The organism is Microvirga terrae, from assembly GCF_013307435.2.
In the GTDB taxonomy this organism is placed as follows: domain Bacteria; phylum Pseudomonadota; class Alphaproteobacteria; order Rhizobiales; family Beijerinckiaceae; genus Microvirga; species Microvirga terrae.
On the sequence record NZ_CP102845.1, the window covers coordinates 669,259 to 692,917 of the forward strand.

Annotated in this window: 24 protein-coding genes; 9 read left to right on the plus strand and 15 right to left on the minus strand. The window is 66.2% G+C overall.

The features are described 5' to 3' along the window. Positions 1–5: 5 nt before the first annotated feature. Entirely contained in the window at positions 6–770 is a 765-nt protein-coding gene (locus HPT29_RS03155) for a GNAT family N-acetyltransferase (protein ID WP_173949946.1), read from the plus strand. Here the strand turns inward: HPT29_RS03155 and yddG are convergent. The 4 genes from yddG to HPT29_RS03175 all read right to left on the minus strand — a co-directional run bounded on the left by yddG (position 742) and on the right by HPT29_RS03175 (position 4,595). Further along, positions 742–1,617, minus strand: a complete 876-nt coding sequence (gene yddG / locus HPT29_RS03160; protein WP_173949947.1) for an aromatic amino acid exporter YddG — start codon at positions 1,615–1,617, stop codon at positions 742–744. The two genes, HPT29_RS03155 and yddG, sit on opposite strands and share 29 nt — an antisense overlap. 66 nt (positions 1,618–1,683) lie before the next feature. Next, positions 1,684–2,430, minus strand: coding sequence for an SDR family NAD(P)-dependent oxidoreductase (locus tag HPT29_RS03165; protein WP_173949948.1), 747 nt, complete (start codon positions 2,428–2,430; stop codon positions 1,684–1,686). 89 nt (positions 2,431–2,519) lie between these two features. After that, a complete protein-coding gene (gene phbB, locus HPT29_RS03170; RefSeq protein ID WP_173949949.1) occupies positions 2,520–3,245 on the minus strand; it encodes an acetoacetyl-CoA reductase in 726 nt (241 codons plus the stop codon). A 171-nt stretch (positions 3,246–3,416) separates the two neighbouring features. Continuing rightward, a complete protein-coding gene (locus HPT29_RS03175; RefSeq protein WP_173949950.1) occupies positions 3,417–4,595 on the minus strand; it encodes an acetyl-CoA C-acetyltransferase in 1,179 nt (392 codons plus the stop codon). Between the two features lie 233 nt (positions 4,596–4,828). Here HPT29_RS03175 and phaR point away from each other — a divergent pair, with 233 nt between their 5' ends. Then, complete coding sequence (gene phaR, locus HPT29_RS03180) at positions 4,829–5,410, plus strand: polyhydroxyalkanoate synthesis repressor PhaR (RefSeq protein ID WP_173949951.1); 582 nt, start codon at positions 4,829–4,831, stop codon at positions 5,408–5,410. A gap of 21 nt (positions 5,411–5,431) precedes the next feature. On the opposite strand, the gene HPT29_RS03185 is transcribed toward phaR, so the two are convergent. The 3 genes from HPT29_RS03185 to mtgA form a co-directional block, all read right to left on the minus strand. Next, positions 5,432–7,063, minus strand: coding sequence for an EAL domain-containing protein (locus HPT29_RS03185; protein ID WP_173949952.1), 1,632 nt, complete (start codon positions 7,061–7,063; stop codon positions 5,432–5,434). Positions 7,064–7,276: 213 nt separating this feature from the next. Beyond that, positions 7,277–7,462, minus strand: a complete 186-nt coding sequence (gene rpmF / locus HPT29_RS03190) for a 50S ribosomal protein L32 (RefSeq protein WP_152712060.1) — start codon at positions 7,460–7,462, stop codon at positions 7,277–7,279. Positions 7,463–7,615: 153 nt separating this feature from the next. Further along, positions 7,616–8,407, minus strand: coding sequence for a monofunctional biosynthetic peptidoglycan transglycosylase (gene mtgA, locus HPT29_RS03195; protein ID WP_371823238.1), 792 nt, complete (start codon positions 8,405–8,407; stop codon positions 7,616–7,618). Here mtgA and HPT29_RS03200 point away from each other — a divergent pair. Continuing rightward, entirely contained in the window at positions 8,406–9,332 is a 927-nt protein-coding gene (locus HPT29_RS03200; protein WP_173949953.1) for a polyprenyl synthetase family protein, read from the plus strand. The two genes, mtgA and HPT29_RS03200, sit on opposite strands and share 2 nt — an antisense overlap. A 25-nt stretch (positions 9,333–9,357) precedes the next feature. On the opposite strand, the gene HPT29_RS03205 is transcribed toward HPT29_RS03200, so the two are convergent. From HPT29_RS03205 to HPT29_RS03235, 7 genes are all read right to left on the minus strand, one after another. After that, positions 9,358–10,032, minus strand: coding sequence for a nitroreductase family protein (locus HPT29_RS03205; protein ID WP_173949954.1), 675 nt, complete (start codon positions 10,030–10,032; stop codon positions 9,358–9,360). A gap of 69 nt (positions 10,033–10,101) precedes the next feature. Then, the gene (locus HPT29_RS03210; protein ID WP_173949955.1) at positions 10,102–10,647 is read right to left on the minus strand and encodes a GNAT family N-acetyltransferase; all 546 of its coding nucleotides are present in this window, start codon (positions 10,645–10,647) and stop codon (positions 10,102–10,104) included. Between the two features lie 43 nt (positions 10,648–10,690). After that, a complete protein-coding gene (locus HPT29_RS03215) occupies positions 10,691–12,637 on the minus strand; it encodes a potassium transporter Kup (protein ID WP_173949956.1) in 1,947 nt (648 codons plus the stop codon). Between the two features lie 186 nt (positions 12,638–12,823). After that, positions 12,824–14,104, minus strand: coding sequence for a flavodoxin-dependent (E)-4-hydroxy-3-methylbut-2-enyl-diphosphate synthase (gene ispG / locus HPT29_RS03220; RefSeq protein WP_173949957.1), 1,281 nt, complete (start codon positions 14,102–14,104; stop codon positions 12,824–12,826). A gap of 97 nt (positions 14,105–14,201) precedes the next feature. Continuing rightward, on the minus strand, positions 14,202–14,705 hold the full coding sequence (locus tag HPT29_RS03225) for a Fur family transcriptional regulator (protein WP_173949958.1): 504 nt from the start codon (positions 14,703–14,705) through the stop codon (positions 14,202–14,204). A gap of 167 nt (positions 14,706–14,872) precedes the next feature. Further along, the gene (locus tag HPT29_RS03230) at positions 14,873–15,526 is read right to left on the minus strand and encodes a class I SAM-dependent methyltransferase (protein ID WP_173949959.1); all 654 of its coding nucleotides are present in this window, start codon (positions 15,524–15,526) and stop codon (positions 14,873–14,875) included. Then, positions 15,523–16,674, minus strand: a complete 1,152-nt coding sequence (locus HPT29_RS03235; protein ID WP_259060452.1) for a glycosyltransferase family 4 protein — start codon at positions 16,672–16,674, stop codon at positions 15,523–15,525. The genes HPT29_RS03230 and HPT29_RS03235 overlap by 4 nt, the downstream gene beginning before the upstream one ends. 111 nt (positions 16,675–16,785) lie before the next feature. On the opposite strand from HPT29_RS03235, the gene HPT29_RS03240 reads away from it, so the two are divergent. The 6 genes from HPT29_RS03240 to cydB all read left to right on the plus strand — a co-directional run bounded on the left by HPT29_RS03240 (position 16,786) and on the right by cydB (position 22,503). Beyond that, a complete protein-coding gene (locus tag HPT29_RS03240; RefSeq protein WP_173949961.1) occupies positions 16,786–17,103 on the plus strand; it encodes a SemiSWEET family sugar transporter in 318 nt (105 codons plus the stop codon). 26 nt (positions 17,104–17,129) lie between these two features. Next, positions 17,130–18,299, plus strand: coding sequence for a DNA topoisomerase IB (locus HPT29_RS03245; protein WP_173949962.1), 1,170 nt, complete (start codon positions 17,130–17,132; stop codon positions 18,297–18,299). Positions 18,300–18,612: 313 nt separating this feature from the next. Beyond that, positions 18,613–18,960, plus strand: a complete 348-nt coding sequence (locus HPT29_RS03250) for a hypothetical protein (protein ID WP_173949963.1) — start codon at positions 18,613–18,615, stop codon at positions 18,958–18,960. 95 nt (positions 18,961–19,055) lie between these two features. Then, positions 19,056–19,934 (plus strand): MBL fold metallo-hydrolase, encoded by an 879-nt coding sequence (locus HPT29_RS03255; protein WP_173949964.1) that lies wholly within the window; start codon positions 19,056–19,058, stop codon positions 19,932–19,934. 71 nt (positions 19,935–20,005) lie between these two features. After that, a complete protein-coding gene (locus HPT29_RS03260; RefSeq protein WP_173949965.1) occupies positions 20,006–21,442 on the plus strand; it encodes a cytochrome ubiquinol oxidase subunit I in 1,437 nt (478 codons plus the stop codon). 11 nt (positions 21,443–21,453) lie between these two features. Further along, positions 21,454–22,503, plus strand: coding sequence for a cytochrome d ubiquinol oxidase subunit II (cydB, locus tag HPT29_RS03265; RefSeq protein ID WP_173949966.1), 1,050 nt, complete (start codon positions 21,454–21,456; stop codon positions 22,501–22,503). A 127-nt stretch (positions 22,504–22,630) separates the two neighbouring features. Here cydB and HPT29_RS03270 read toward each other — a convergent pair whose 3' ends face one another. After that, positions 22,631–23,512, minus strand: coding sequence for a hypothetical protein (locus tag HPT29_RS03270; RefSeq protein ID WP_173949967.1), 882 nt, complete (start codon positions 23,510–23,512; stop codon positions 22,631–22,633). Between the last annotated feature and the right edge of the window lie 147 nt (positions 23,513–23,659).

Below are 23,659 nucleotides of genomic sequence, written 5' to 3' on the forward strand. Positions count from 1 at the left end.
GCCTCATGAACGACCACAGCCTCATCATCGGACTCGAGAGCCGTCTCCTGAACGCCTGGCCCTCGTTCGATTATCAGCTCTATGACGGCTGGGTTCTCCGCCTTGCGAACGGCTACTCGAAACGCGCTAATTCCGCGACGCCCTTCCGCCCGGACATCGGTCTCGACGATGAGTTGCTCGATTACATGATCGCGCGCTTCGTGGAGGCCAGCGTGCGCCCCACGTTCCGTCTCAACGGGGTGCAGGCAGGCGGTGTCGACGAGCTGCTGAAGCAGCGCGGCTTCAAGGAGGTCGAGCCGACGCATGTCCTCGCGGCTCCCATCACGAGCGGCGATTGCGAGATCGACCCCGAGGTCAATCTCGACCCCCAGGTCTCCAAGCGCTGGGTGAGGGCGGCGGCGGAATCCTACGGCGGCGACAAGGCCGATGACGAGACCCTGATGAGGATCGTCTCCCGCATCCGTCAGAAGACGGCCTTCGCCACGCTGAGCCTCGACGACAGGCCGGTGGCCTGGGGCCTGGGGGTGGTGGAGCGCGGCTATGTCGGCCTCTACGACATCGTGGTCGCGCCGGACCTGCGCGGCATCGGCCTCGGCCGCCGCGTGGTCGCAAGCCTCATGGCCTGGGGCTGCGGGCAGGGGGCACACACCGCCTACCTCCAGGTGCGTGAGGAGAACGAGATCGCCCGCTCGCTCTATGGCACGCTCGGTTTCGAGACGGCCTACCGCTACACCCACCGGGTCATGCCGGGACGGTCTTCTTCGACGTGAGAGTGGCGACCAGCGCGCCGGCCACGATGAGCCCGCAGGCGAGCGCCAGCGTCAGGGTCGGTTCCGCATAGCCGGCCACCACCAGGAGCAGGGTCGACAGCACCGGCGTTGCATACGAGGCGACCCCGAGGAAGCGGATGTCGCCGCGCTTCATGCCGATGTCCCACACATAGAAGGCCGCGCCTACGGGTCCGAGGCCGAGCCCCAGAAGGGCGAGCCATTGCGTCGTCGTCTCGGGCCAGACGGTGGTCTCGAAGGCCAGATGGCAGACGAGGCTCAGGAGCGACGTCATGAGGCAGAACCCGGCCACAGCATCGGTCGGCACCTGGCCGAAGCGGCGGGAGAGAACCGAATAGCCAGCCCAGACGAAGGCCGCCACGAAGGCGCAGAGATAGCCCGGCATGTATTCGGCGCGCGCGTCCAAGGCACCGCGCCCGGCGATCAGCACCACGACGCCGGCGAAGCCGAGCAGCGCCCCCACGATATGTGACCGCTGCAGATGCTCGCCCGGCAGCAGCGAGGAGAACAGCACGATCAGCAGGGGCCAGAGATAGTTGATCAGGCCCGACTCCGCCGGCGGCGCCCAGCGCAGGGCCGCGAAGTAGAGCGCGTGATAGCCGAAGAGGCCGCCGATCCCGAGCGCCCAGACGACCGGCTTCTGGCGCAGCGCTTTAAGCCCCTGAGGCCGCACGATCCAGCTCGCCACGCCGACCAGCCCGCCGACCAGGAAGGTCATGGCGGCAAGTTGGAAGGGAGGAATCGTGCCCGTCGCCGCCGTGAGCAGGGCGAGCATGGACCAGAGCAGGATGGCCGCGAGGCCGATGGTGGTGGCGGTGCGAGTCGTCATGGTGGCCGCCACCTATCACGACTTTCGCCAGGAAGCGAAGCTCCGCGGCGGGTCCTGCCGGAAATTCTAGTAGGTGGTGCGCCCGCCGCTCAGATCGAAGGTGGCCGCCGTGGTGAAGGAGTTTTCCTCGGACAGCATCCAGGCCACCATGGCGGCGATCTCGTGCAGTTCGGCGAAGCGGTCGCGGGGGATGCGCACGCGCATGTACTCGATGAATTCCGGCGTCAGGGAATCGAGGATCTTCGTCTTGGCCGTGGTGGGCGTGATGCAGTTGACCGCGATGCCGGTCTTGGCCAGCTCCTTGCCCAGGGACTTGGTGAGCCCGATGATGCCCGCCTTGGCGGCGCTGTAGGCGGCGAGGTTCGGATTGCCTTCCTTGCCCGCGACCGACGCGATATTGACGATCCGGCCGTAATCGTTCTCCAGCATGATCGGCACGATGGACCGGCAGCAATTGAAGGTGCCGGTCAGGTTGACGTCGACCACGCTGCGCCATTCCTCGACGGAATAATCGGCGAGCGGCTTGACCGGCCCGGTGATCCCGGCGCCGTTCACAAGGCCGTCGATGCGCCCGAAGGCCCCGCGGGTCTGCTGCGCCGCATGCTCCACCGACACGCTGTCGGCGACGTCGACGCTCAGGCCGATGCAATCCTTGGACAGGGCTGCGGCACTCGCCTCGGTCTCCTCGAGGCGGAGATCCCAGATAGCGACCCTAGCGCCCGATTGCACCAGGCGCTCGCCGATCGCATAGCCGATGCCGCGGGCGCCCCCCGTGATCACGACGGTCTTGCCCGCCATGTCGATGCGGTTCATGCCTCAAGTTCTCCGTGTTGTAAAAAAGGATGCGCCGCATCGAGCCCGGAGCGCAGCGTCGGACCGCGCCCGGGACGATGTCGTGCCGATTAGGCCATGTACTGCCCGCCGTTGACGGACAGGGTCGAGCCGGTCACGAAACCGGCCTCGTCGGCGGCCAGGAAGAGCACGCTGCGGGCGATCTCCTCCGCCTCGCCGAGGCGTCCGACCGGAATGAGCGGCAGGATCTTGGCCTTGAGCACCTCTTCGGGGACCGCCTTCACCATCTCGGTGGCGATATAGCCCGGCGCGATCACGTTGACGGTAACGCCCTTGTTGGCATTCTCCTGCGCGAGCGCCTTGGCGAAGCCGATCACGCCCGCCTTCGCGGCGGAATAGTTCGCCTGACCCATCTGGCCCTTCTGGCCGTTGATGGACGAGATGATGATGATGCGCCCGAACCCGCGTTCGCGCATGCCCTCGATCACGGGGCGCGTGCAGGTGAACATGGAATCGAGGTTGGTGCGGATGACGGCCGACCACTGGTCGTAGGTCATCTTGTGGAACATGCCGTCGCGGGTGATGCCCGCATTGTTCACCAGAATGTCGACCGGGCCGAGCTCGGCCTCGACCGCCCGGATGCCGCTTTCGCAGGATGGCGCATCGGACACGTCGAATTTGAACACCGGAATCCCGGTTTCACTCTTGAACTGGTTGGCGGCCTCGTCGTTGCCGCCATAGTTGGCGGCAACCTTGTAGCCCGCATCCTTCAAGGCTTTTGAAATTGCGGCACCGATCCCGCGGGTGCCACCGGTGACCAATACGACACGCGCCATGCTGTTTCCTTCCCAAGACCGTTCGTGCGGATCTCTCAAGGATCCATTCATTGTGAGGCGGTCGGAACGGACCGCCTCACAACATAGCTTAGGCTATTTGACGGAACGGGGAAGGGCGAGGCTCCGGAATTTCACCGAGCCTCGCGACGTTTTTAGCCCTCGAGGCGACCTTTAGCGCTCGAGGCACATGGCGACGCCCATGCCGCCGCCGATGCACAGGGTCGCGAGACCCTTCTTGGCGTTGCGCCGGCCCATCTCGTGCAGCAGGGTGACCAGCACGCGGGCGCCCGAGGCCCCGATGGGGTGGCCGATGGCGATGGCGCCGCCGTTCACGTTCACGATGGACGGATCCCAGCCCATGTCCTTGTTGACCGCGAGCGCCTGGGCGGCGAAGGCCTCGTTGGCCTCCACGAGGTCGAGATCGGACACTTTCCAGCCGGCCTTTTCCAGAGCCTTGCGGGAGGACGGGATCGGGCCCGTGCCCATGATGGCCGGATCGACGCCGGCGGTCGCCCAGGAGGCGATGCGGGCGAGCGGGGTCAGGCCGCGCTTCTCGGCCTCGGCCTCCGTCATCAGCACCACGGCGGCGGCGCCGTCATTGATGCCCGAGGCGTTGCCGGCCGTGACCGTGCCTTCCTTGGAGAAGGCGGGGCGCAGCTTGGCGAGGGCCTCGACGGTGGTGCCGGCGCGGATGTACTCGTCCTGATCCACCACGATGTCGCCCTTGCGGCTCGAAATCGTCACGGGGGTGATCTCGTCCTTGAAGCGGCCTTCCTTTTGGGCGGCCTCGGCCTTGTTCTGGGACGCCGTTGCGAACTGGTCCTGCTCCTCGCGGGTGAGCTGCCAGCGCTGGGCCACGTTCTCGGCGGTGTTGCCCATGTGGTAGCCGTGGAAGGCGTCCATCAGGCCGTCCTTGAGCATGGTGTCGACGAGCTTGAAATCGCCCATCTTGGTGCCGGCGCGCATGTGGGCCGCATGGGGCGCGAGCGACATGGACTCCTGGCCGCCTGCCACGATGATGCTGGCATCACCATTGGCGATCTGCTGCATGCCGATCGCGACGGTGCGCAGGCCCGAGCCGCAGAGCTGGTTGAGAGCCCAGGCGGTCTTTTCCTGCGGCACGCCGCCGGCCATGGCGGCCTGGCGGGCCGGGTTCTGACCCTGGCCCGCGGTGAGGATCTGGCCGAGGATCACCTCGTCCACTTCCGCGCCGTCGACCTTGGCCCGCTCCAGGGCCGCCTTGATGGCGATGGCGCCGAGCTCATGGGCCGGGGTGTTGGCGAAGGCCCCGTTGAACGAGCCGACCGGGGTGCGCGTCGCGCCGACGATGACGATGCTGTCTCGGGCCATTCCTCTCTCCTCATGCTGTTTGTCTGATCGCAGAATGAATGTAGTGCCGGTCCGATCAAATCCCCAGGGGGCGGGATGTCAAGGATCGGATCACGCAACCCAGCCCTGAACGCCTTAGACTTTTGGCGCTTTGATCGTTCGGGATAAGACTTATAATCATGGAAGCCTGGCATCCCCGGATCGGGATGAAGGATGCCGGGCACGGTGGATCTCCCGGGAGCGTATCGGGCACAATGGCGACGGACAAACAACCGACTGTCATCAAGAAATATGCCAACCGCCGCCTCTATCACACGGGTACTTCGACCTACGTGACGCTGGAAGACCTGGCGGGCATGGTGCGCAAGGGCGAGGATTTCGTAGTCTACGACGCGAAGTCCGGCGAAGAGATCACCCGGTCGGTTCTCGCCCAGATCATCTTCGAGCAGGAGAACAAGGAGGGGCCGAACCTCCTGCCTGTCACGGTACTCCGCCAGCTGATCCGCTTCTACGGCGACAGCATGCAGGCCTTGGTGCCGAGCTATCTCGAATTCTCCATGAACAATCTGTCCCAGGAGCAGCAGAAGCTCCGCGAGCAGATGGCGCAGGCCTTCGGCCCGTCGGCCTTCCAGGCCATGGAGGAGCAGGTGCGCAAGAACATGGGCTTCTTCACCGAGGCCATGCGCATGTTCTCGCCCTTTCCGCAGTCCCAGCCGCCCTCGGGCGGATCCGAGGCGAAGCCGTCCGCGAGGGGCGAGGGTACTGACGACCTCGACCGCCTGAAGCAGCAGATGGCCGACATGCAGGCCAAGCTCGACAAGCTGGCAAGCAAGTAGCCTTTCGCGAAGGCCGGATCGTCAGCCTCGCGCCTTCGTCAGCATCTGGTGGAGAGCCGAAGGCTGCTGCAACGTCTCCGGCTCGCCGAACAATCCGCCCTGCAGATAATCTACGCCCCAGGTTGTCAGCAGGCGGGCTGTCGCTTCGTCCTCCACCCATTCCGCCGCCGTGGCGATGCCGAGGTGCTGAGCCCGGTCGATCAGAGTTCTGACGATGAGGCGGTCGGCGGTCGAACGCTTCAGCGGCTGGATAAACACGCCATCGATCTTGAGGAGGTCGACGGGCAGCATCCGCAATTGGCCCGGCGTCACATAGCCGGATCCGAAGCCGGTGAGGGACAGCCCGACCCCGAGCGCCTTCATGGCGTGGAGCCGGCCCAGGGTCTTGCGGCACTCGGTCAGGGCCGCCTCGGGAACCTCGATCACGAGCCGTGACTCGATGCCAGGGCGGGTGCCCAAGTGGGCGGCCAGTAGGGGCAGCCATTCGGCATCCTGAAGAGTTCTGGCCGAGACCGGCAGCGCCAGCCGCAGGCCCGGATGACCGCTCAGATGATCGGCGGCGAGTTCCAGCATGCGGGCGTCGACCAGAAGGGCGAGGTTCGCCTCCTTCAGCCTTGGCACCGGGCCGAGCAGGACCGGGCCGCCTTCGGGGCGCGGCAGGCATGCGCCGGCCTGCATCAGGGCCGGGGCGCGGCTTTGCGCCTCCACTACCGGATGGCAGGCAAGGCTCAGGCTGCGGCCGTTCAGGGTAGCGATCCAATCGAACGGCGCCTGCTCGGCCGCCCGGGAGGGCGCCTTCGGACGGGCGTCGTAGAGGGTGCAGGCGTCGCCACTCTCGAGACCTGACGCCAGCGCCTGTTCGGCAAAACGGAGAAGTTTCGGGGCCTTGAAGGTGTGATCCGGCGCGCAGGCCGCTCCGAGACTCAGAGAGGCCGCGGCCGGGTGATCCTTCATCAGCCCGGCGAGCCGCCGCATGGCGCTCGGAGCATCGGCGGCCGGGCAGGAGGTCAGGGCCAGGGCGAAGCGGTCGGGTCCGAGAACGGCGAGGAGATCGTGACGGCGCATCATCGGGCGCACCATCCGGGCGAGCTCCGCAACGGAATCGCTTCCACCGCCCTCGAGCGCACCGACGATCAGGGTGCAGGTCTGGGAGACCCGCACCGCCTCGTTGATGCCGTTCTGGATGCCGCACAAGAGCTTCGAGCGCTGCTGCAGCATGGCGGGCAGCAGATCCTGGTCGCCCGGGGCCCGGTCGACCCGCAATTGGCCACGGGCATAAGCCGGGCGTCCCTGGACGTCCTGCTGCCAGCGGCCGGCATCCTCGACCATCACCACCCGGTCCGGCTCGAAGCGCAGGGCGTACCGCGTCTCGTAAGCACGGCTCGAGCTCTCGGTCAGGCCGATGGCGTCCTGACGGGAGAGGCCGCAGCCGGGCTCGACGAGCTGGGAAAACGCTTGGCCGGTCTTCGGCAGATCCCGGGGCGGCAGGCCAAGCGCCTCGGCGGCGCCGGGCCCCCAGGTCAGGATGTCGGACAGCATGTCCCAAGCATACACGATGCCGCTCACCGGCGGGCGGACGGACGGCGAGGCTTGGCGCGGCGACCGGGATACACCCTTGAAAAGTCCCGTCCGGCCCTGCCCCTTCGTCGCCATCACGCTCACCCTCGACAATACGCATAGATCGGGGATGGCTGAGGGCGCCTGTCGAAAGCCTCGCCGAAACCCCGGAAAACCAAGGGATGCAGGATCGGACCTCAGGCTTAATGAAGGGTAAAATCCGGTGTAAAATCAGGGTGTTTGGGGATAACGGGCATAAAAAAACCGGCGCTCGAGGCGCCGGTTCGGATTGTCGCATGCCGCGTTGGATTACGCGTCGGTCTTCACCTTGAGGACCTGACGGCCACGGTACATGCCGGTCTTCAGGTCAACATGGTGAGGACGGCGCAGCTCGCCGGAATCCTTGTCCTCGATGTAGGTCGGGGCCTTCAAGGCATCCGCGGAGCGACGCATTCCGCGCCGCGACGGCGACGTTTTTCTTTTTGGAACGGCCATATCTCGTCTCCGGTTAACATAGCGGAGCGCCCGCTCAACCGGGGAACGCTCACATCTCAAACTTGATGAGGTTGCGCCTCATACAAGGTCTTCGGGCAAATATCTAGCCCTAGAAAGCAATCCGAGGGTTTTTCCTTGCCGCAGGGCCGCTCGTTACGGCTTGAGGCAGTCGCTGAAAGGGGCGGCCCTTTCCATGCGGGCCTGCAGCTGTCCCGCCAGGGCCCGATGGCCAGGCCGCGGGCGGGCCGGGTTGCGGACCAGGGGGTTGGGCAGGGCTCGCGCCAGCAGGGCGGCTTCCTGGCGGGTCAGGTTCCTGGCCGGCTTGCGAAAATACCTCCGGGCGGCCGCCTCGGCGCCGAAGACGCCGTCGCCCCATTCGGCCACGTTGAGATAGACCTCCATCATCTTCCGCTTCGACCAGATCAGGTCGAGATAGAGCGCGACCGGGATCTCCAGCCCCTTGCGGACATAGGAGCGGCTCGGCCACAGGAAGAGGTTCTTGGCCACCTGCATGGGGATGGTCGAGGCGCCCCGGGAGGGACCGTCCTCGTCGGCCGCCTCCACCACGTCCCAGAGGGCATCCCAGTCGACGCCGCCGTGCTCGCAGAAACGGCTGTCCTCGGCGGTCATGACCGCGAGGGGGAGGGACGGCGCGATCTCGTCGAGCCCGACGAAGTCCCGCTCGACCGGCTGCAGGGTCAGCCAGCGGCCGAGCATCAGGGTCGAGACCGGCGGCACGGCCCAGTACAAAAGGCCTAGCCAAAAGACCGCCCCGACCCATAAGAGAATGACACCAAGGCCGATCCGGACGAGGCGGCGGACGAAGCGGGCGACCGTCATCGGCTCGCGCGGCCGTCCCGACCGCAGCGTCCATTTCGGCCTCACCCGTTCACCCGCATTTCCCTCGGACGGAGCGGCAGCCCCCTCCGGATTCAGGCTTGTCATGACGCCATCCACCAGCACTTTCACGACGCGGCTCTCCGATGCCGCAAGGGTTGTCGAAGCAAGTCTCGAAGCCTTGCTATCAGACAATGCCGCTCCCGGCGAGCTTGCCCGTCCGCCCCGCCTCATGGCCGCGATGCGTCATGCGGTCCTCGGCGGCGGCAAGCGCCTGAGGCCGTTCCTGACGGTCGAGGCGGCCCGCCTCCTGGGAGCGGAAGGGAAGGGGCCGCTGCGGGCAGGCTGCGCGGTCGAGCTTCTCCACTGCTACTCCCTGGTCCATGACGATCTGCCCTCCATGGACGACGACGACCTGCGCCGGGGGCGCCCCACCGTGCACAAGGCCTATGACGAGGCCACGGCCATTCTCGTGGGGGATGCCCTCCAGACCCTCGCGTTCGAGGTTCTGGCCGATCCGGCGACGGCATCGGATCCTGCCATCCGGAGCGATCTCGTGCTCGGCCTCGCCCGCGCCTCGGGTCTCGGCGGCATGGTGGGCGGCCAGCTGCTCGACCTGTCGGCGGAGGGGCGCTACGGGCCTGTCACCATGGGCGAGACCGATGTGCGCTTGCTCCAGATGATGAAGACGGGGGCGATCCTCGCCTTCTCGGTTGAGGCGGGAGCCATTATGGGGCAGGCCGATCCGGCTTCGCGCCGGAAGCTTGTCGCATACGGACACGCGCTCGGCGCGGCCTTCCAGGTCGCCGACGACATCCTCGACCGCGAGGCATCCGCCGAGGCGCTCGGCAAGCGCACGGGGAAGGACCAGGAGAAAGGCAAGGCGACCCTCGTCGACCTGCTCGGCATGGACGGCGCGCGCCGCGAATGCCGGCAGCTCGTCGAGCAGGCGGACAGCGCCCTCGACGGATTCGGGCCGCAGGCGCAGGTTCTGCGCGAAGCCGTGCGCTTCGTCGTCGAGCGGCAGGTCTAGTTTCCGGCCTCCGCGTTCCGGAGCATCAAAGCCAGGAAGCGATCTCGTCCAGAGGTTTCTTGATCCCGCCGAAAACTGGCACCGTGCAGCCTTCCGCAGGATAGCCGGCAACCATAAGGATGTAGGGCTTCTCGGATTCGGGACGGTTGCAGATCCCGTTGAGAAAGCCCATTGGGCTGGGGGTGTGCGTGAGGGTCGCCAGGCCTGCTTCATGCAGGGCGGCGATCAGGAAGCCCGTGGCGATCCCCACCGATTCCGGCACGTAGTAGTTCTTGATCCTGCCTCCGTCGGGTCTCAGGCCCGAGCGCTGTCCGAAAATGGCGATCAGGACGGGCGCGGTCTCCAGAAAGGCTTTGTGCTCATCCGTCCCGAGAGGCGCCAGCGCATCGAGCCATTCCTGCGGGGCGCGGCCGCTGTAGAAGTCGCGCTCCTCGGCTTCCGCCGCGTCCCGGATGCGTCGCTTGGTATCGGCGCTGCCGATCACAGCAAAGTGCCAGGGCTGGAGATTGGCGCCCGACGGCGCCGTGCCGGCGGCAAGCAGGGCATACTCGATGACCTCGCGCGGCACGGGCTTGTCGGCGAAGTCGCGCACGGTCCGCCGCCGCCGGATGTCCTCGTAGAAGGCCCGCGCCCGCGCGATCATCTCCTCGGGTGGGTAGGAACGGTATGTGTTCAGGGGCTCAAGGACCGGATCTGCCATTGCATGCTTCCTTCGGGAATGGGCCGGCACGGGGTGAGCGCCCGCGCGGGCTCACGCGTGGAACGGGCATCAAGCCGTGGGAACCCAGAACGCCAGCTTGACGTGGCCGGGGCGGCGGTTGTGCGGCAGGGAACCCGCAGGGGCGCCGCCGTTGGCCAGAATGACCTTTCGCGAAGCATCGTTGTCATCGTCACAGGTGATCAGCACCCGCGAGAAACCCTCCAAGCGGCAGATCGGCAGGATCATGCGCAGGGCCTGCGTGGCGTAGCCGCGGCGCTGCTTCCAGGGCACGATGGTGTACCCGATATGGCCGTACACGGCGAGCGGCAGCTCTTCCGTCCCGGGCTGGAAGCGAAAGCCGATGCGGCCGCAGAACGTGCCATCGCTGATCCAGAAATCGTGCGACGGCAGGCGCGGCACCTCCTGCCCGTCCGCCAGCCGGACCATCGGGCTGTTGTAGAGGTCGTGGAGGAACCGCTCGGGGTCGCGCCGGAGCTGCAGGAGTTGCTCGCGGCTGACATCCTGGTCCGTGTTGGGCGACCAGCCCCGCTCGAGGGCATCGGCATAGAAGCGGAGCCAGTTCAGGCTCGGGGGGATGAGGCTGATGTCAGTCATGGATGATCGAAACTGACATCAGGTTCTCTCGAGAGCAACAGGCTTACACCGTGACCTGGGTGCCGACCTCGACGACGCGTCCCGTGGGGATCTGGAAGAAGTCCGTGGCGTCGCTTGCCGATTTCGCCAAGCCGATGAACAGCTTGTCCTGCCAGAGCGGCATGCCGGACTGGCTCGCGGGGCGGATCGAGCGGCGGGACAGGAAGAACGAGGTCGCCATGATGTCGAACTTGAACCCCTGCTTGCGCAGGATCGCGAGGCCGCGGGGAATGTTGGGGGTTTCCATGTAGCCGTAGCTCAGGCGGATGCGCCAGAACGAATCGCCCACGTGCTCGATGGCCACGCGGTCCTCGTCCTCCACGCGCGGAACGTCCGCGCTGTTGACGGTCAGGATCACGTTCTTCTCATGCAGCACTTTGTTGTGCTTGAGGTTGTGCAGCAGGGCCGCCGGGGCGGTATCCGGATCGCTGGTCAGGAAGACGGCGGTGCCCTTCACCCGGTGCGGCGGGCTCTTCTCCAGCATCTGCACGAGTTCGAGGAAGGGCACGTCGATCTTGCGGGTCTTCTCGAACAGGATCCGGGTTCCCTTCACCCAGGTCCACATGAGCACGAAGAACACGCCCGCGATGACGAGCGGGACATAGCCGCCGTCGAGGAGCTTCACCAGGTTCGAGGACAGGAAGGTGAGGTCGATCAGGAGAAGCGGGATCATGATGAGCCCGGTCTTCACCGGACCCCAGCCCCAGCTCCGGCTCATGACCACGCAGGCGAGCAGGGTGGTGACCACCATGGTGCCGAAGACCGCGATGCCGTAGGCGCTGGCGAGATTGCTGGAAGAGCCGAAGAGCAGCACCAGGCTGACCACGGCCGCGAGCAGGAGCCAGTTCACCCGCGGCAGATAGATCTGGCCCTGATGGGTCTCCGAGGTGAAGCGGACCTCCAGGCGCGGCAGGATGCCGAGCTGGACGGCCTGCCGGGTCAGGGAATAGGCGCCCGTGATCACGGCCTGGCTCGCCACGATGGTTGCCAGGGTGGCAAGGATCACGAGGGGCAGAAGCAGCCAGGGTGGGGCCAGCAGGAAGAAGGGATTGGCGATGGCGTCGGGGTTCGACAGCACGAGCGCGCCCTGCCCGAGATAGTTCAGGGCGAGCGCCGGAAAGACCACCGTGCTCCAGGCCATGCGGATCGGCTTGCGGCCGAAATGCCCGAGATCCGCGTAGAGCGCCTCGGCGCCGGTCACGGCAAGGCAGACGCTGCCGAGGATGGCGAAGGCGGTGCCCGGATGCGTGACCAGGAAGGAGACGCCGTGATAGGGGTTGAACGCGAGCAGGACCTCCCAGTCGTCGGCGATGTGGAGGAGGCCGAGGCCGGCCATGCTGATGAACCACAGGAGCGTGAGCGGGCCGAAGAAAGCCGCCACCTTGCCGGTGCCGCGGCTCTGCACGGCGAAGAGGGCGACAAGGATCGCCACTGCACCCGGCAGGATGTAGGCCTCGAACGACGGACCCACGAGCTTCAGCCCTTCCAGGGCCGACAGCACGGACATGGCCGGCGTGATCGCCGCGTCCCCGTAGAAGAGGGCTGCGCCCGCCATACCCATCATGAGGATCGGCAGGCTCCGTCGTCCGAGCGCGCGTTGCGCCAGGGCGACCAGGGTGAGCGAGCCGCCCTCGCCCTTGTTGTCGGCCCGCAGCAGCAGGACCACGTACTTGACCGACACCGTGAGGATCAGCGCCCAGAGCAGGAGCGACAGGATGCTGATCACGAGTTCGCGGGTCAGGGGAACGGGCGTTCCGTGGTGACCGCCGGTGGCGGCCATTACCGTCTCCCGCATGGCGTAGAGCGGGCTGGTGCCGATATCCCCATAGACGACCCCGATGGCGCCGAGGGTCAGGGTCCAGAAGCTCGCCTTGAAATGGCTGTCCGGTAAGGTGGCCTCAGGGGCTGCGGAATCTGCATGTCCCGGGGCAACGGCGTGCTGTTCTGCCATGTGTGCTTTTCTTTGCGGACGTGCCCGCGGACGGCCCTTGTTGAAGTACCCTGTAAACGACGAAGGGCGGCCCCCTTCTCTAAAGAGCGCAGCGGCCGTCATTGCCGGCGCGGCGGCTCTCTAGCATATCGCGCCTTAGCTTAAAAACGGAATTTCGCAGGAGGTTCCATGGCCACGCTTGCCGCCTCATTCGGCGGCATCGCGTCCCGGCTGGCCATAGCTCTTCTCGATGTAGTCGAGCACGATCTTCTGGAAGTCCTGGGCGAGCGTCGGGCCGCGCAGGGTCATGGCCTTCTTCCCGTCGATGAAGACAGGCGCCGCCGGCTGCTCGCCGGTGCCGGGCAGGGAGATGCCGATATTCGCATGCTTCGATTCGCCGGGCCCGTTCACGATGCAGCCCATCACGGCCACGTTGAGGTTCTCGACGCCCGGATAGGTCCGGCGCCACTCGGGCATGGAGGTGGAGATCCAGGTCTGGATGTCCCGCGCCAGCTCCTGGAACACCGAGGAGGTGGTCCGTCCGCAGCCCGGGCAGGCGGCGACCAGCGGCACGAAGGTGCGAAACCCCATGGTCTGGAGCAGTTCCTGGGCGGTCTTCACCTCCACGGTCCTGTCACCGCCGGGCTCCGGGGTCAGGGAGTAGCGGATCGTGTCGCCGATCCCCTGCTGGAGCAGGATCCCCATGGCGGCCGAGGACGCCACGATTCCCTTCGTGCCCATGCCGGCCTCGGTGAGCCCGAGATGGATCGCGTAGTCGGACCGGCGGGCGAGATCCTGATACACGGCGATCAGGTCCTGCACGGCCGAGACCTTGGCCGACAGGATGATCCGGTCGCGCCCGAGGCCGATTTCCTCCGCACGGGCGGCGGAGAGCAGGGCCGACTGGATCATGGCCTCGCGGGTAACCCAGCGCATGTCGCGCGGGTGCGCCGAGGCCGCGTTCTCGTTCATCAGGTGCGTCAGCAGCTCCTGGTCGAGGGACCCCCAGTTGGCCCCGATCCGCACCGCCTTGCCGTGCCGAATCGCCTGCTCGACGATGGCGCCGAATTGCCGGTCCTTCTTTTCCCGGAAGCCAACATTGCCCGGATTGATGCGGTACTTGGCCAGCGCCTCGGCACAGGCCGGATGATCCGCGAGGAGCTGGTGGCCGATATAGTGGAAGTCGCCCACGAGCGGCACGTTGACGCCGAGCCGGTCGAGCCGCTCGCGGATCTTCGGCACGGCCGCGGCCGCCTCGTCCCGATCGACGGTGATGCGCACGATCTCCGAGCCCGCGCGGGCCAGCGCCGCCACCTGGGCGACGGTCGCGTCCACGTCCGCCGTATCCGTGTTGGTCATCGACTGGACCACGACCGGCGCGCCGCCGCCGACCATGACGGATCCGACGCGCACGCCCACCGTGCGGTGGCGCAGGGCGGGGCCGGCAAGGCTTTCGAAGGCGGGCTGAGAGGGCGAGATGAGGGACATGCTGCATTCCACGACGGCAGCTCCAGGCTGCCGCCGTTTAGCTGATGCCAAACACCCGCTTCGTCAAGCGCGGCTTAATGGAGCGGAGAAAGCCGACTCAGTGGACGTCCTGACATCTGATGCAGCGACCGGTGATCTCCAGAACCTTCGTGCGGGGCTGGTAGCCCTGTTCCCGCAGGACCTTGAGCACGGTCTCGGCCACGTCCGGAGACGCGATTTCGTTCACGTCCCCGCATCCTTCGCAGATCAGAAACGCCGTCGTGCGTGTGCCGGCGACGGTCCCCGAGCTGGCGATGTAGGCGTTGCGGCTTGCGAGCCGATGCACCAGATCCTGCTCGATGAGGAAGTCCAGCGCGCGATAGATGGTGATGGGGGCCATGCGCCGACCCTGGGAGCCGAGCAGGTCCACCAGATCGTAGGCGCCGAGCGGCCCGTCGACCCCATGGAGAGCTTCGAGCACCCGGCGGCGGATCGGAGTGAGCCGCGCGCCCTTCGATCGGCAGACCGCTTCCGACTGGGCGATGGCGCGCGCCGTTCTTTCCGAGCCGATCGGAGCATCCGCGTGGGAAAGTCTGTGGTGAAGTGATAATGCATGGGCCATTGGATCACCCTTGGCTAAATGACTAAAGTTTGGCGCCCCCGCCATCTCCGCGTCCGGTCTGAGGGCGCGAAGCCACCTGATTCATATAGGTTATAACACTACATGAACGAAGTGGAAAATAGCTCCCGTTTCTGCAAGGTGTCGATGCAGAATTGCAAAGGGGCAAGCTAGGGCTGCCGGAAGCGCCAGACGCTGGACCGCTTGACGTCGGCATCCTCGAGGGTTCGGGTGACCGGCACTTGGTAGACCGCCAGGTTCTCCAGGCGATCCTTGGGAAGATAGCTGCGTCCCGGGTCGCCGATCAGGACCGCGGCGCCTCTCCGGGTCAGAGAGAACAGCCAGTCGGTCACCCGCTCGGCGAGGTCGCGCTCGTAGCAGATGTCCCCGGCGAGCACCGTGTCCCAGCCCCGATCCTGGCCGACGACGTCCTCCTGGAGCGGCATGATCGACGGAACGCCGTTGGCCGCAGCGTTGATGCCGATGGCCGCCACCGCGAAGGCATCGATGTCGCAGGCCGTCACCTCGGCGGCGCCGGCCTTCATGGCCGCGATGGCGACGAGGCCCGAGCCTGAGGCGAAATCCAGGATGCGCCGACCGCGGACGGTTTGCGGATGATCGAGGATGTAGCGGGCAAGGGCCTGTCCGCCCGCCCAGGCGAAGGCCCAGAAGGGCGGCGGCAGGCCGATCTCGCCCAGTTCCTCCTCGGTCTTCTGCCAGAGGTCCGTCGCTTCGTCGGCCACGTGCAGGACGATCTCGTGCGCGTGCGGCACGGGGCGGAGCCGGGTCTCGGACCGGATGAAGGCGGCGGGGTCGGAGATCATGAGGCCAGCATCGAGCGGTAGAGCCGTTTGACGCTCTCGATGACATCCCGTTCCGTGAAGCCGTCGAGGACGCGGGCGCGCGCCGCCTCGCCCATGCGGGCGACGAGGTCGGGCCTGCGGGACAAGGCGGCGAGCGTCTCCGCCAGGCCGGGCGCGTCGTCGGTGGGAACGATGCGGCCCTCGACCCCGTCGCGCACCAGGGTCCGGCAGCCGGGAACATCGGTCGTCACGATGGCGCGGCCGCAGGCGGCCGCCTCCAGAAGCGTCCGGGGCAGCCCCTCGCCGCCGCGCGAGGGCAGGCACGCTACGTGATGCGCGCGCCAGACGGCTGCCACGTCCCTGGTGGCCCCGTGCCATGAGATGCCGGGCTCGCCGCTCCAGGCCTTAAGGGTCTCTTCCGGAATCGCCTTCGGGTTCGAGGGATCCGGAGCGCCGTAGAGGGAGAGTTCGACGGCCACACCCTCTGCCCGTGCCTGGCGGACCGCCTCCACGGCCACGTCGATGCCCTTGGACCAGAGCATGCGGGCCACCACGGCGACCTTGAGCGGCGGCTGCGCGGGCAGGGGAGTGGGACGAAATTGGTCAGGATCGATGCCAGCCCCGCCAAGTATGGTGACGCGCTCGCTCGTGGGATCGAGGCCGAGGAGCTTGGGATCGTCCGTATTCTCGAAGACATAACGGGTCCGGCCGGTCTCGAGCCCGCGCACGAGCAGGCGCACGGCGCGCTGCGAGAGGCGCGCGACCCTGTCCGTCCGAGCACCGAGGAAGCCCGAGCCGGTCAGCGCATAGACCCGGCGCCCAATGCCCGCCAGGGTGGCCGCGAAGCCTCCGACCAGGATTCCCTTGAGGGCGATGCAATGAACGAGGTCCGCCTTCTCGGCCTTGAGGATCGCGGCGAGCTGTCCGGCCGCATAGCCGGCCGCCATCGGGTTCAGGCTGCGTCGCTCGGCCTCGAGCGGGATCACTTTCGCCCCCGCGGCCTCGATCGCCTCCCGGTGCGAGCGCACGCGCGTCACGACCGTGACGTCGAGCCCGAGCTCGCGGGCCGCCCTGGCCATGGGCAGGAAATGGGAGGCGAAGAACCAGTCCTCGGTGATCACGAAGACGATCTTGCGGCCTTGGACGTCAGGCAGGGACAAGGAAGACAAGGGACAATCCGGATGAAGGGGCTGCGCCCTTCTAACCTCCACCAGGGGCAAAAGGGAACTCCCCCGTCCGGGGCCCGTTGCCGTCATCTTGAACCATGGGAGACAACCGACATGCCGGAATGGCTGCCGACCGTCCTGGCCACGATCGCGGGCATCCTCTCGACCTCGAGCTTCGTTCCCCAGGTGGTGAAGGCGTGGCGGGAGCGGGACACACGGGCCATCTCGAAGCACATGTACATGGTCACGGTGACGGCCTTCGTCCTGTGGTCGGCCTACGGGTTCATGATCGGCAGTTGGCCCATGATGGTCTTCAACCTGCTGAGCCTGATCCTCAGCGCCATCATTCTGGCCTTCAAGATCCGGAACGACCGGGGCAAATCGCCCGGGGCGAGGTCGCCCAGGGAACCCGGGATGGCGCGGACCGGTTGACGTTCTGCTTTTTCAAAAGGCCTCCCATGACGGAACAGAACGCCACCGCCGAAAACGTCGTCGACCCGCGTGACGCCGCCGAGGCCGCGGGGCTGCGATACGTGTCCGACGAGGAGCCCGGCATCCGGCGCAAGAAATCCGGCAAGGGCTTCGCCTATACCGGACCCGACGGCAAGACGATCGGCGACAAGTCGATCCTGGAGCGCATCAAGTCGCTGGCGATCCCGCCCGCCTACACGGACGTGTGGATCTGCGCGAAGGCGAACGGCCACATCCAGGCGACGGGCCGCGACGCCAAGGGCCGCAAGCAGTACCGCTACCATCCGGCCTTCCGGGAGGTCCGCGAGAGCACGAAATACGAGCACATGCTGGAGTTCGCCCGCGGGTTGCCGGCCATCCGAACGACCATCGACGAGCATATGAGCCTGCGCGGCCTGCCGCGCGAGAAGGTGCTGGCCACGGTGGTGCATCTGCTCGAGAACACGCTCATCCGCGTGGGCAATTCCGATTACGTCAAGCAGAACAAGAGCTATGGCCTCACCACCCTGCGCGACCCGCATGTGAAGGTGGACGGCGGCGAATTGCGCTTTCAGTTCAAGGGCAAGAGCGGCAAGACGTGGCGCCTGCAGGTCAAGGACCGGCGCATCGCCAAGATCGTCAAGGCCTGCCAGGATCTGCCTGGGCAGGATCTGTTTCAGTACCTCGACGAGAACGGCGAGCAGCAATCGGTCACCTCGGCCGACGTGAACGCCTATCTGAAGGAGATCACGGGAAGCGAGATCACGGCCAAGGATTTTCGGACTTGGGCCGGTACTGTTCTGGCGGCCCTCGCTCTGGCCGAATTCGAGGCGTTCGACAGCGACGCGAAGGCCAAGAAGAACATCCGGGCGGCCATCGAGAAGGTCTCCGCCCGCCTCGGCAACACGCCAAGCATCTGCCGCAAATGCTACGTGCATCCGGAAGTCTTCTCCTCCTATCTCGACGGAGGCCTCCTTCTGGATATCAAGGAAGAAATCGAAACCGAGCTGCGCGAGGATCTCGCCAGCCTCAAGCCCGAGGAGGCGGCCGTCCTGGCGCTGCTGGAGCAGCGCATCTCCCGGGAGGTCGAGAAGCAGCCGGAGAGGAAGCCCGCCAAGAAGCGCCGCAGCCCGTCGCCCAGGAAATCGGACAAGGCTCAGCCCGAGATGCGGGTTTGAGACGCTGATTGGTTCATCGTCTTCCCGGAACGGGCGAAGCAGCAGCCTGGGATCGGATGCAGGATCCGACGCGTCCTGGCCTTCTTCAGGTCGAGATCGTGAGCAGGTCGATGGGACCTGGTTTAGCCTCCAACGTCATGGCCGGGCTCGTCCCGGCCATCCCGATCCTGTGAGGCGCTAAGCCCTTCCAATCGAGATCACCGGCACAGGGCCGGTGATGACAGGGATGAAGGGTGGCGCATCCTCGGCCGAAGCCTTGACGCATCTCGCCTCCCGTGGTCCATCGCACCCGCATCGAACGGACGAGACTGTGATGGCACGTTGGACCATGGGGGTTGCCCTTGCGGCTTGCCTGGCATGCTTCGTGGCGGGCGAAACGGCGCCGGCCCGCGCGCAGGCAACCGAGCCCCAAAGCTGGCCCGAGATCAAGTGCGCCCGCTACAGGAAGGCGTGGTCGGACGCCCTTGCCCACCGGGGCACGAAGGGTCTGGGCCGGGACTTCCTCGAGCGCCATGAGGCCTTCCTGGCCTCGGGCTGCACGACGAAGGGCGATGTCTGCCCGCGCTCGGCGGAGGAACTCGACCTCGCCAACATGATGGTCGTGGCCGCCATGAATGCCGGAACGGCGAGCACGTTCCCGCCCTTCGCCTGCCGCAAGTGAGGGGCAGGCGGCCCTCCGCCGGCCCGTCCGGTGGTCGAACATTTTCCTGCCTGTCCCGTTAGGGCTTCGCCACTTTCATTCCAGCGAGGCCTCCGATGCGCATCCATCATCTCAATTGCGGCTGCATGTGTCCTGTCGGCGGACGGCTGTGGGATGGCGTCAGTCGGGGCCTGACGGGACGGCTGATCTGCCATTGCCTCCTGGTCGAGACCGACAACAGCGGGCTCGTCCTCGTCGATACGGGCTTCGGCTCCCGGGACGTGGAGGATCCCTACGGGCGGATCAGCCCGCTCTTCATCCACACGAACCGTATCCAGCTGGAGCATCGCTATACGGCGCTGGAACAGGTGAAGAGCCTCGGCTTCTCGCCCCGTGACGTGCGCCACATCGTGCTGACCCATCTCGATTTCGACCATGCCGGCGGCCTCGAGGACTTTCCGGACGCCGTCGTTCATGTCCTGCGCGCGGAGGTGGAGGAGGCCGAGGTGAGGCACGGCTTCATCCACCGGCGCCGCTACAGTCCCGGGCAATGGGACGAGGTGCGGGACTGGCGGTTCTACGATCCCACCGGGGAGCGCTGGTTCGGCTTCGGCTCCGTGCGCGACCTCGACGGGCTGCCGCCGGAGATCCTGATGATTCCTCTGCCGGGCCACACGATGGGCCATGCCGGGATCGCCATCGACACGCCGGAGGGATGGCTGCTCAATGCGGGCGACGCCTATTTCTACCGGCACGAGATGGACGCGGACCCGTCCTGCACGCCGGGTCTCGCGGCTTATCAGCGGCTGATGGAAGAGAACCGGCCGCTGCGCCTTCAGAACCAGGAGCGGCTGCGGGATCTCGCCAATGACGGGCGCAGCGACGTCAAGATCTTCTGCAGCCATGATCCGATCGAGTTCGAGGCCCTGCAGCGCCTGAGCACCGGATGGCGCCCGCTCCAGGCGGAATATGCTCCACCCTTGCGGGCTCATTGAGCCGTACTCCCCTGGTCCCTGCCTGCCTCCGCCCTAAAAGCAGGCAGGTAGGTCCACGAGGGGAAGCGGACATGGAATTCGACGCTCTGATGCTTTCGCGCATCCAGTTCGCGTTCACGATCGCCTTCCACATCATCTTTCCGGCTTTCACCATTGGTCTCGCCAGCTGGCTGGCGGCGCTCGAATTCAACTGGCTTCGCACGGGAAACCCGCTCTACCGCACGCTCTTCCGTTTCTGGGTGAAGGTGTTCGCGGTTTCCTTCGGCCTCGGCGTCGTATCCGGCATCGTCATGAGCTATCAGTTCGGCACGAACTGGTCGCGCTTCTCCGAATTCACCGGCAACGTGCTCGGTCCGGTCATCGCCTACGAGGTCATCACGGCCTTCTTCCTGGAGGCGGCCTTCCTCGGGATCATGCTCTTCGGCTGGGAGAGGGTCGGTGACCGGCTCCATTTCTTCGCCACCTGCATGGTGGCCCTGGGAACACTGATCTCCGCTTTCTGGATCCTGTCGGCCAATTCCTGGATGCAGACGCCCGACGGGTTCGCCATCGAGAACGGCAAGGCGGTGCCGGTCGACTGGTTCAGGGTGGTGTTCAATCCGTCCTTCCCCCTGCGCTATGCGCATATGGTCATGGGCTGCTACCTGACGACGGCGTTCGCGGTCGCCGGCATGTCCGCCTGGATGCTGCTGCGCCATCCGCACGACGCCCCGGCGGCGAAGCTCGCGGGGTCGCGACGCTCCCTGTCCATGGCGTTGTGGTTCGCGACCATCTTCGTGCCGATCCAGATCGTCATCGGCGATCTTCACGGCCTCGGCGTGCTCAAGTACCAGCCGACGAAACTGGCCGCCGTCGAGGGCAACTGGGACCGCATGGCGAACATGCCGCTTCGCCTCTTCGCCATTCCCGACGAGGTCGCGGAGACCAACCATTACGAGATCGGCATTCCGAAAATCGGCAGCTGGGTTCTCACGCATGCCTTCGACGGCGTCGTGCCCGGCCTGAAGGAGGTTCCCCGGGACGAGCGCCCGCCCGTCTGGCCGGTCTTTTTCTCCTTCCGCATCATGGTCGGCATCGGGTTCGCGATGCTCGGGATCGGCCTGTGGAGCCTGTATCTGCGCTGGAAGGGCACGCTGTTCAGCAACAGGCTGTTCCTGACCGCCGCCATGATCATGACGCCCTCGGGCTTCGGCGCCGTGCTCTTCGGCTGGTTCACCGCCGAGATCGGGCGCCAGCCCTGGGTGGTCTACGGGCATCTGCGGACGGCGGACGCGGTGTCGCCCATCGCGGCCGGCGCGGTGACCGCATCGCTCCTCACCTTCGTCGTCGTCTACGCCTTCGTGTTCGGCTTCGGCTCCTATTATCTCGCCAAGCTCCTGCGGCGCGGGCCCGATCCCGTCGAAGACATCCGCGGGGACGATCTCGACAAGAAGCCGAAGCGTCCGTTCTCGGTGCCGGACGAAGGACTCGAAGGGCGCTCTGGACACCGTGCACAGCCAGCGGAATAGGAGGACGAGGCATGTTCGGCTTCGGGATGGACCATGAAGGACTGGCCTTCTGGCTGCCGCTGATCTGGTCGGGGCTCATCGCCGTGGCGGTGGCCATGTACGTGATCGTCGACGGGTTCGATCTCGGCGTCGGGATCCTGTTCAAGGCGGCGCGCAGCGAGAACTGGCGCGACCGCATGATGTTTTCGGTCGCGCCGATCTGGGACGGCAACGAGACCTGGCTCATTCTCGGCGGCGGCGGTCTGTTCGCCGTGTTCCATATCGCCTATGCGGTCCTCATGCCGGCCCTCTACGTGCCGATCATCCTCATGCTGATCGCGCTGATCTTCCGCGGCGTCGCCTTCGAATTCCGCTTCAAGGCGGATCGTTCGAAATTCCTCTGGGACAACGCCTTTTTCTTCGGTTCCCTGCTGGCGACCTTCTTCCAGGGCATGGTGCTGGGCGCCTTCGTTCAGGGATTTTCCACCGACGGGCGCCAGTTCACCGGCGGCACCTTCGATTTCCTCACGCCGTTCAGCGTGCTCACCGGCCTCAGCCTGATCTTCGGCTACGGGCTTCTCGGCGCGACCTGGTGCGTGATGAAGACCACGGGCGAACTGGAGATCTGGGCCCGGCGCATGGCGGTGCGCTTCCTCGTCGCCACGGTCGTCGCCATGGCGGCCGTGTCCGTGTGGGTGCCCTTCCTCGGACGGCAGATCGAGACGCGCTGGTTCTCATGGCCCAACATCGCGTTTCTCGCGCCGATCCCCCTGGTGACGGCCTATGTGGCCTACAGGCTCCTGCGCGATCTGGAGGAGGGACGCCATGTGCGCCCGTTCTTCCTGACGGTCGGTCTGTTCCTGCTCGGCTATCTCGGCCTCGGTGTCAGCCTCTTCCCGTACATCGTGCCGCCGAGCCTCACGATCTGGGACACTGCCAACACGGTGAACTCCCAGCTCTTCGCCCTGGTGGGCTTCGCGATCGTGCTGCCGATGACCTTCGCGTACACGGCCTATGCCTATTACGTCTTCCGCGGCAAGGTGGCGGACGAGATCTCCGGCGGCGGCTACGGCTATCACTGATGCGGCCCGAGACGCACCGTCCGCCGGAGCGGCGTTCGAAGCGCCTGCTCTGGTTCGTGGCCCTATATGGGGCAAGCCTCGCGGTGTTCGCGGGGCTCGTCTACGGGCTGAGAGCAATCATCCCTCATTAGCGATAGGTGCCGATGAACCCCTTGTCGGTCACCACGACCCAACGGGCGCCCCGACGCTCGATGCCCTCGATGCGGCCGACACCCGGGAGGATGCCGCCCGGCATGACCTCGTAGAGGCGTCGATTGCGGTTCTCGACCAGGGCCGCGCCGTCATAAACCTCGCGCAGGACCCATCCGTCGACCGGTTCGCTCCTCGCCGGCTTGGGAGCCGGGGATTCCGGCTTCAGCGCGACCGCTTCCGGCTTCGGGGCAGGGGCTTCCTCCTTGAGGGCCGCTTCCGTGACCGGAGGCGTCGTCGGCGCTGGCGGCTTCGCGCTCAAACCAGCCAGGGTGGTCAGGATCTGGCTCTCCATCCGGTCGAGCCGATCCTCGAGACCGGACATCTTCGTGGCGGGCTCCTGCAGGCTGGCGGTGAGGCGCTCGATCCTATCCGTGAGCTTCGTCTGCTCGGACGCGGAGGAGGTCGACGCGGTGTGCTCGACGTCCTTGAACGCGACCACCGTCTCCCGCAGGGCGTCGAGATCCGTGCTCAGCCGGGCGAGGATTTCCTGGCTGCGGGCCGTCTCGGCCTCGAGCCTAGCAACGGCATCCCGGTTGGCCAGGGTTCCCACGTAGGAGGCCGACCACCCGGCTCCGACGAGCACGAGGGCCACGGCGGCCTGGGTCAGGAAGCGGACCGGGGAGGATTTGGTGCCGGGCGGGACGTTCTCCCGGACCGGTACCTCGGGAGAGGAAGGTTTCGGGCGAAGCTTCGCGCTTCTGATGGCTTCTTCCAGGGCCGCGCTGGCCGTGGGGTCGATCCGGGCGTCGCCGGCGGACGATGCGCCGGTCCGTTTCGCGGCTTCGCTGCCGTCCTGAGAACGTATGTTGATGTCCATATTCCGACCTCATTTCCAGGTCAGAGACCGTTAACCCTAAAAGTTTACCAAAGCGTTATCCTTGGCGTTAAGTCATTGCATTGCATAACCTCTCCGAACGAAGAGGGGCGTAAAATTCGCAGGCCGGCCTCGAAGTTTTTGTTGACA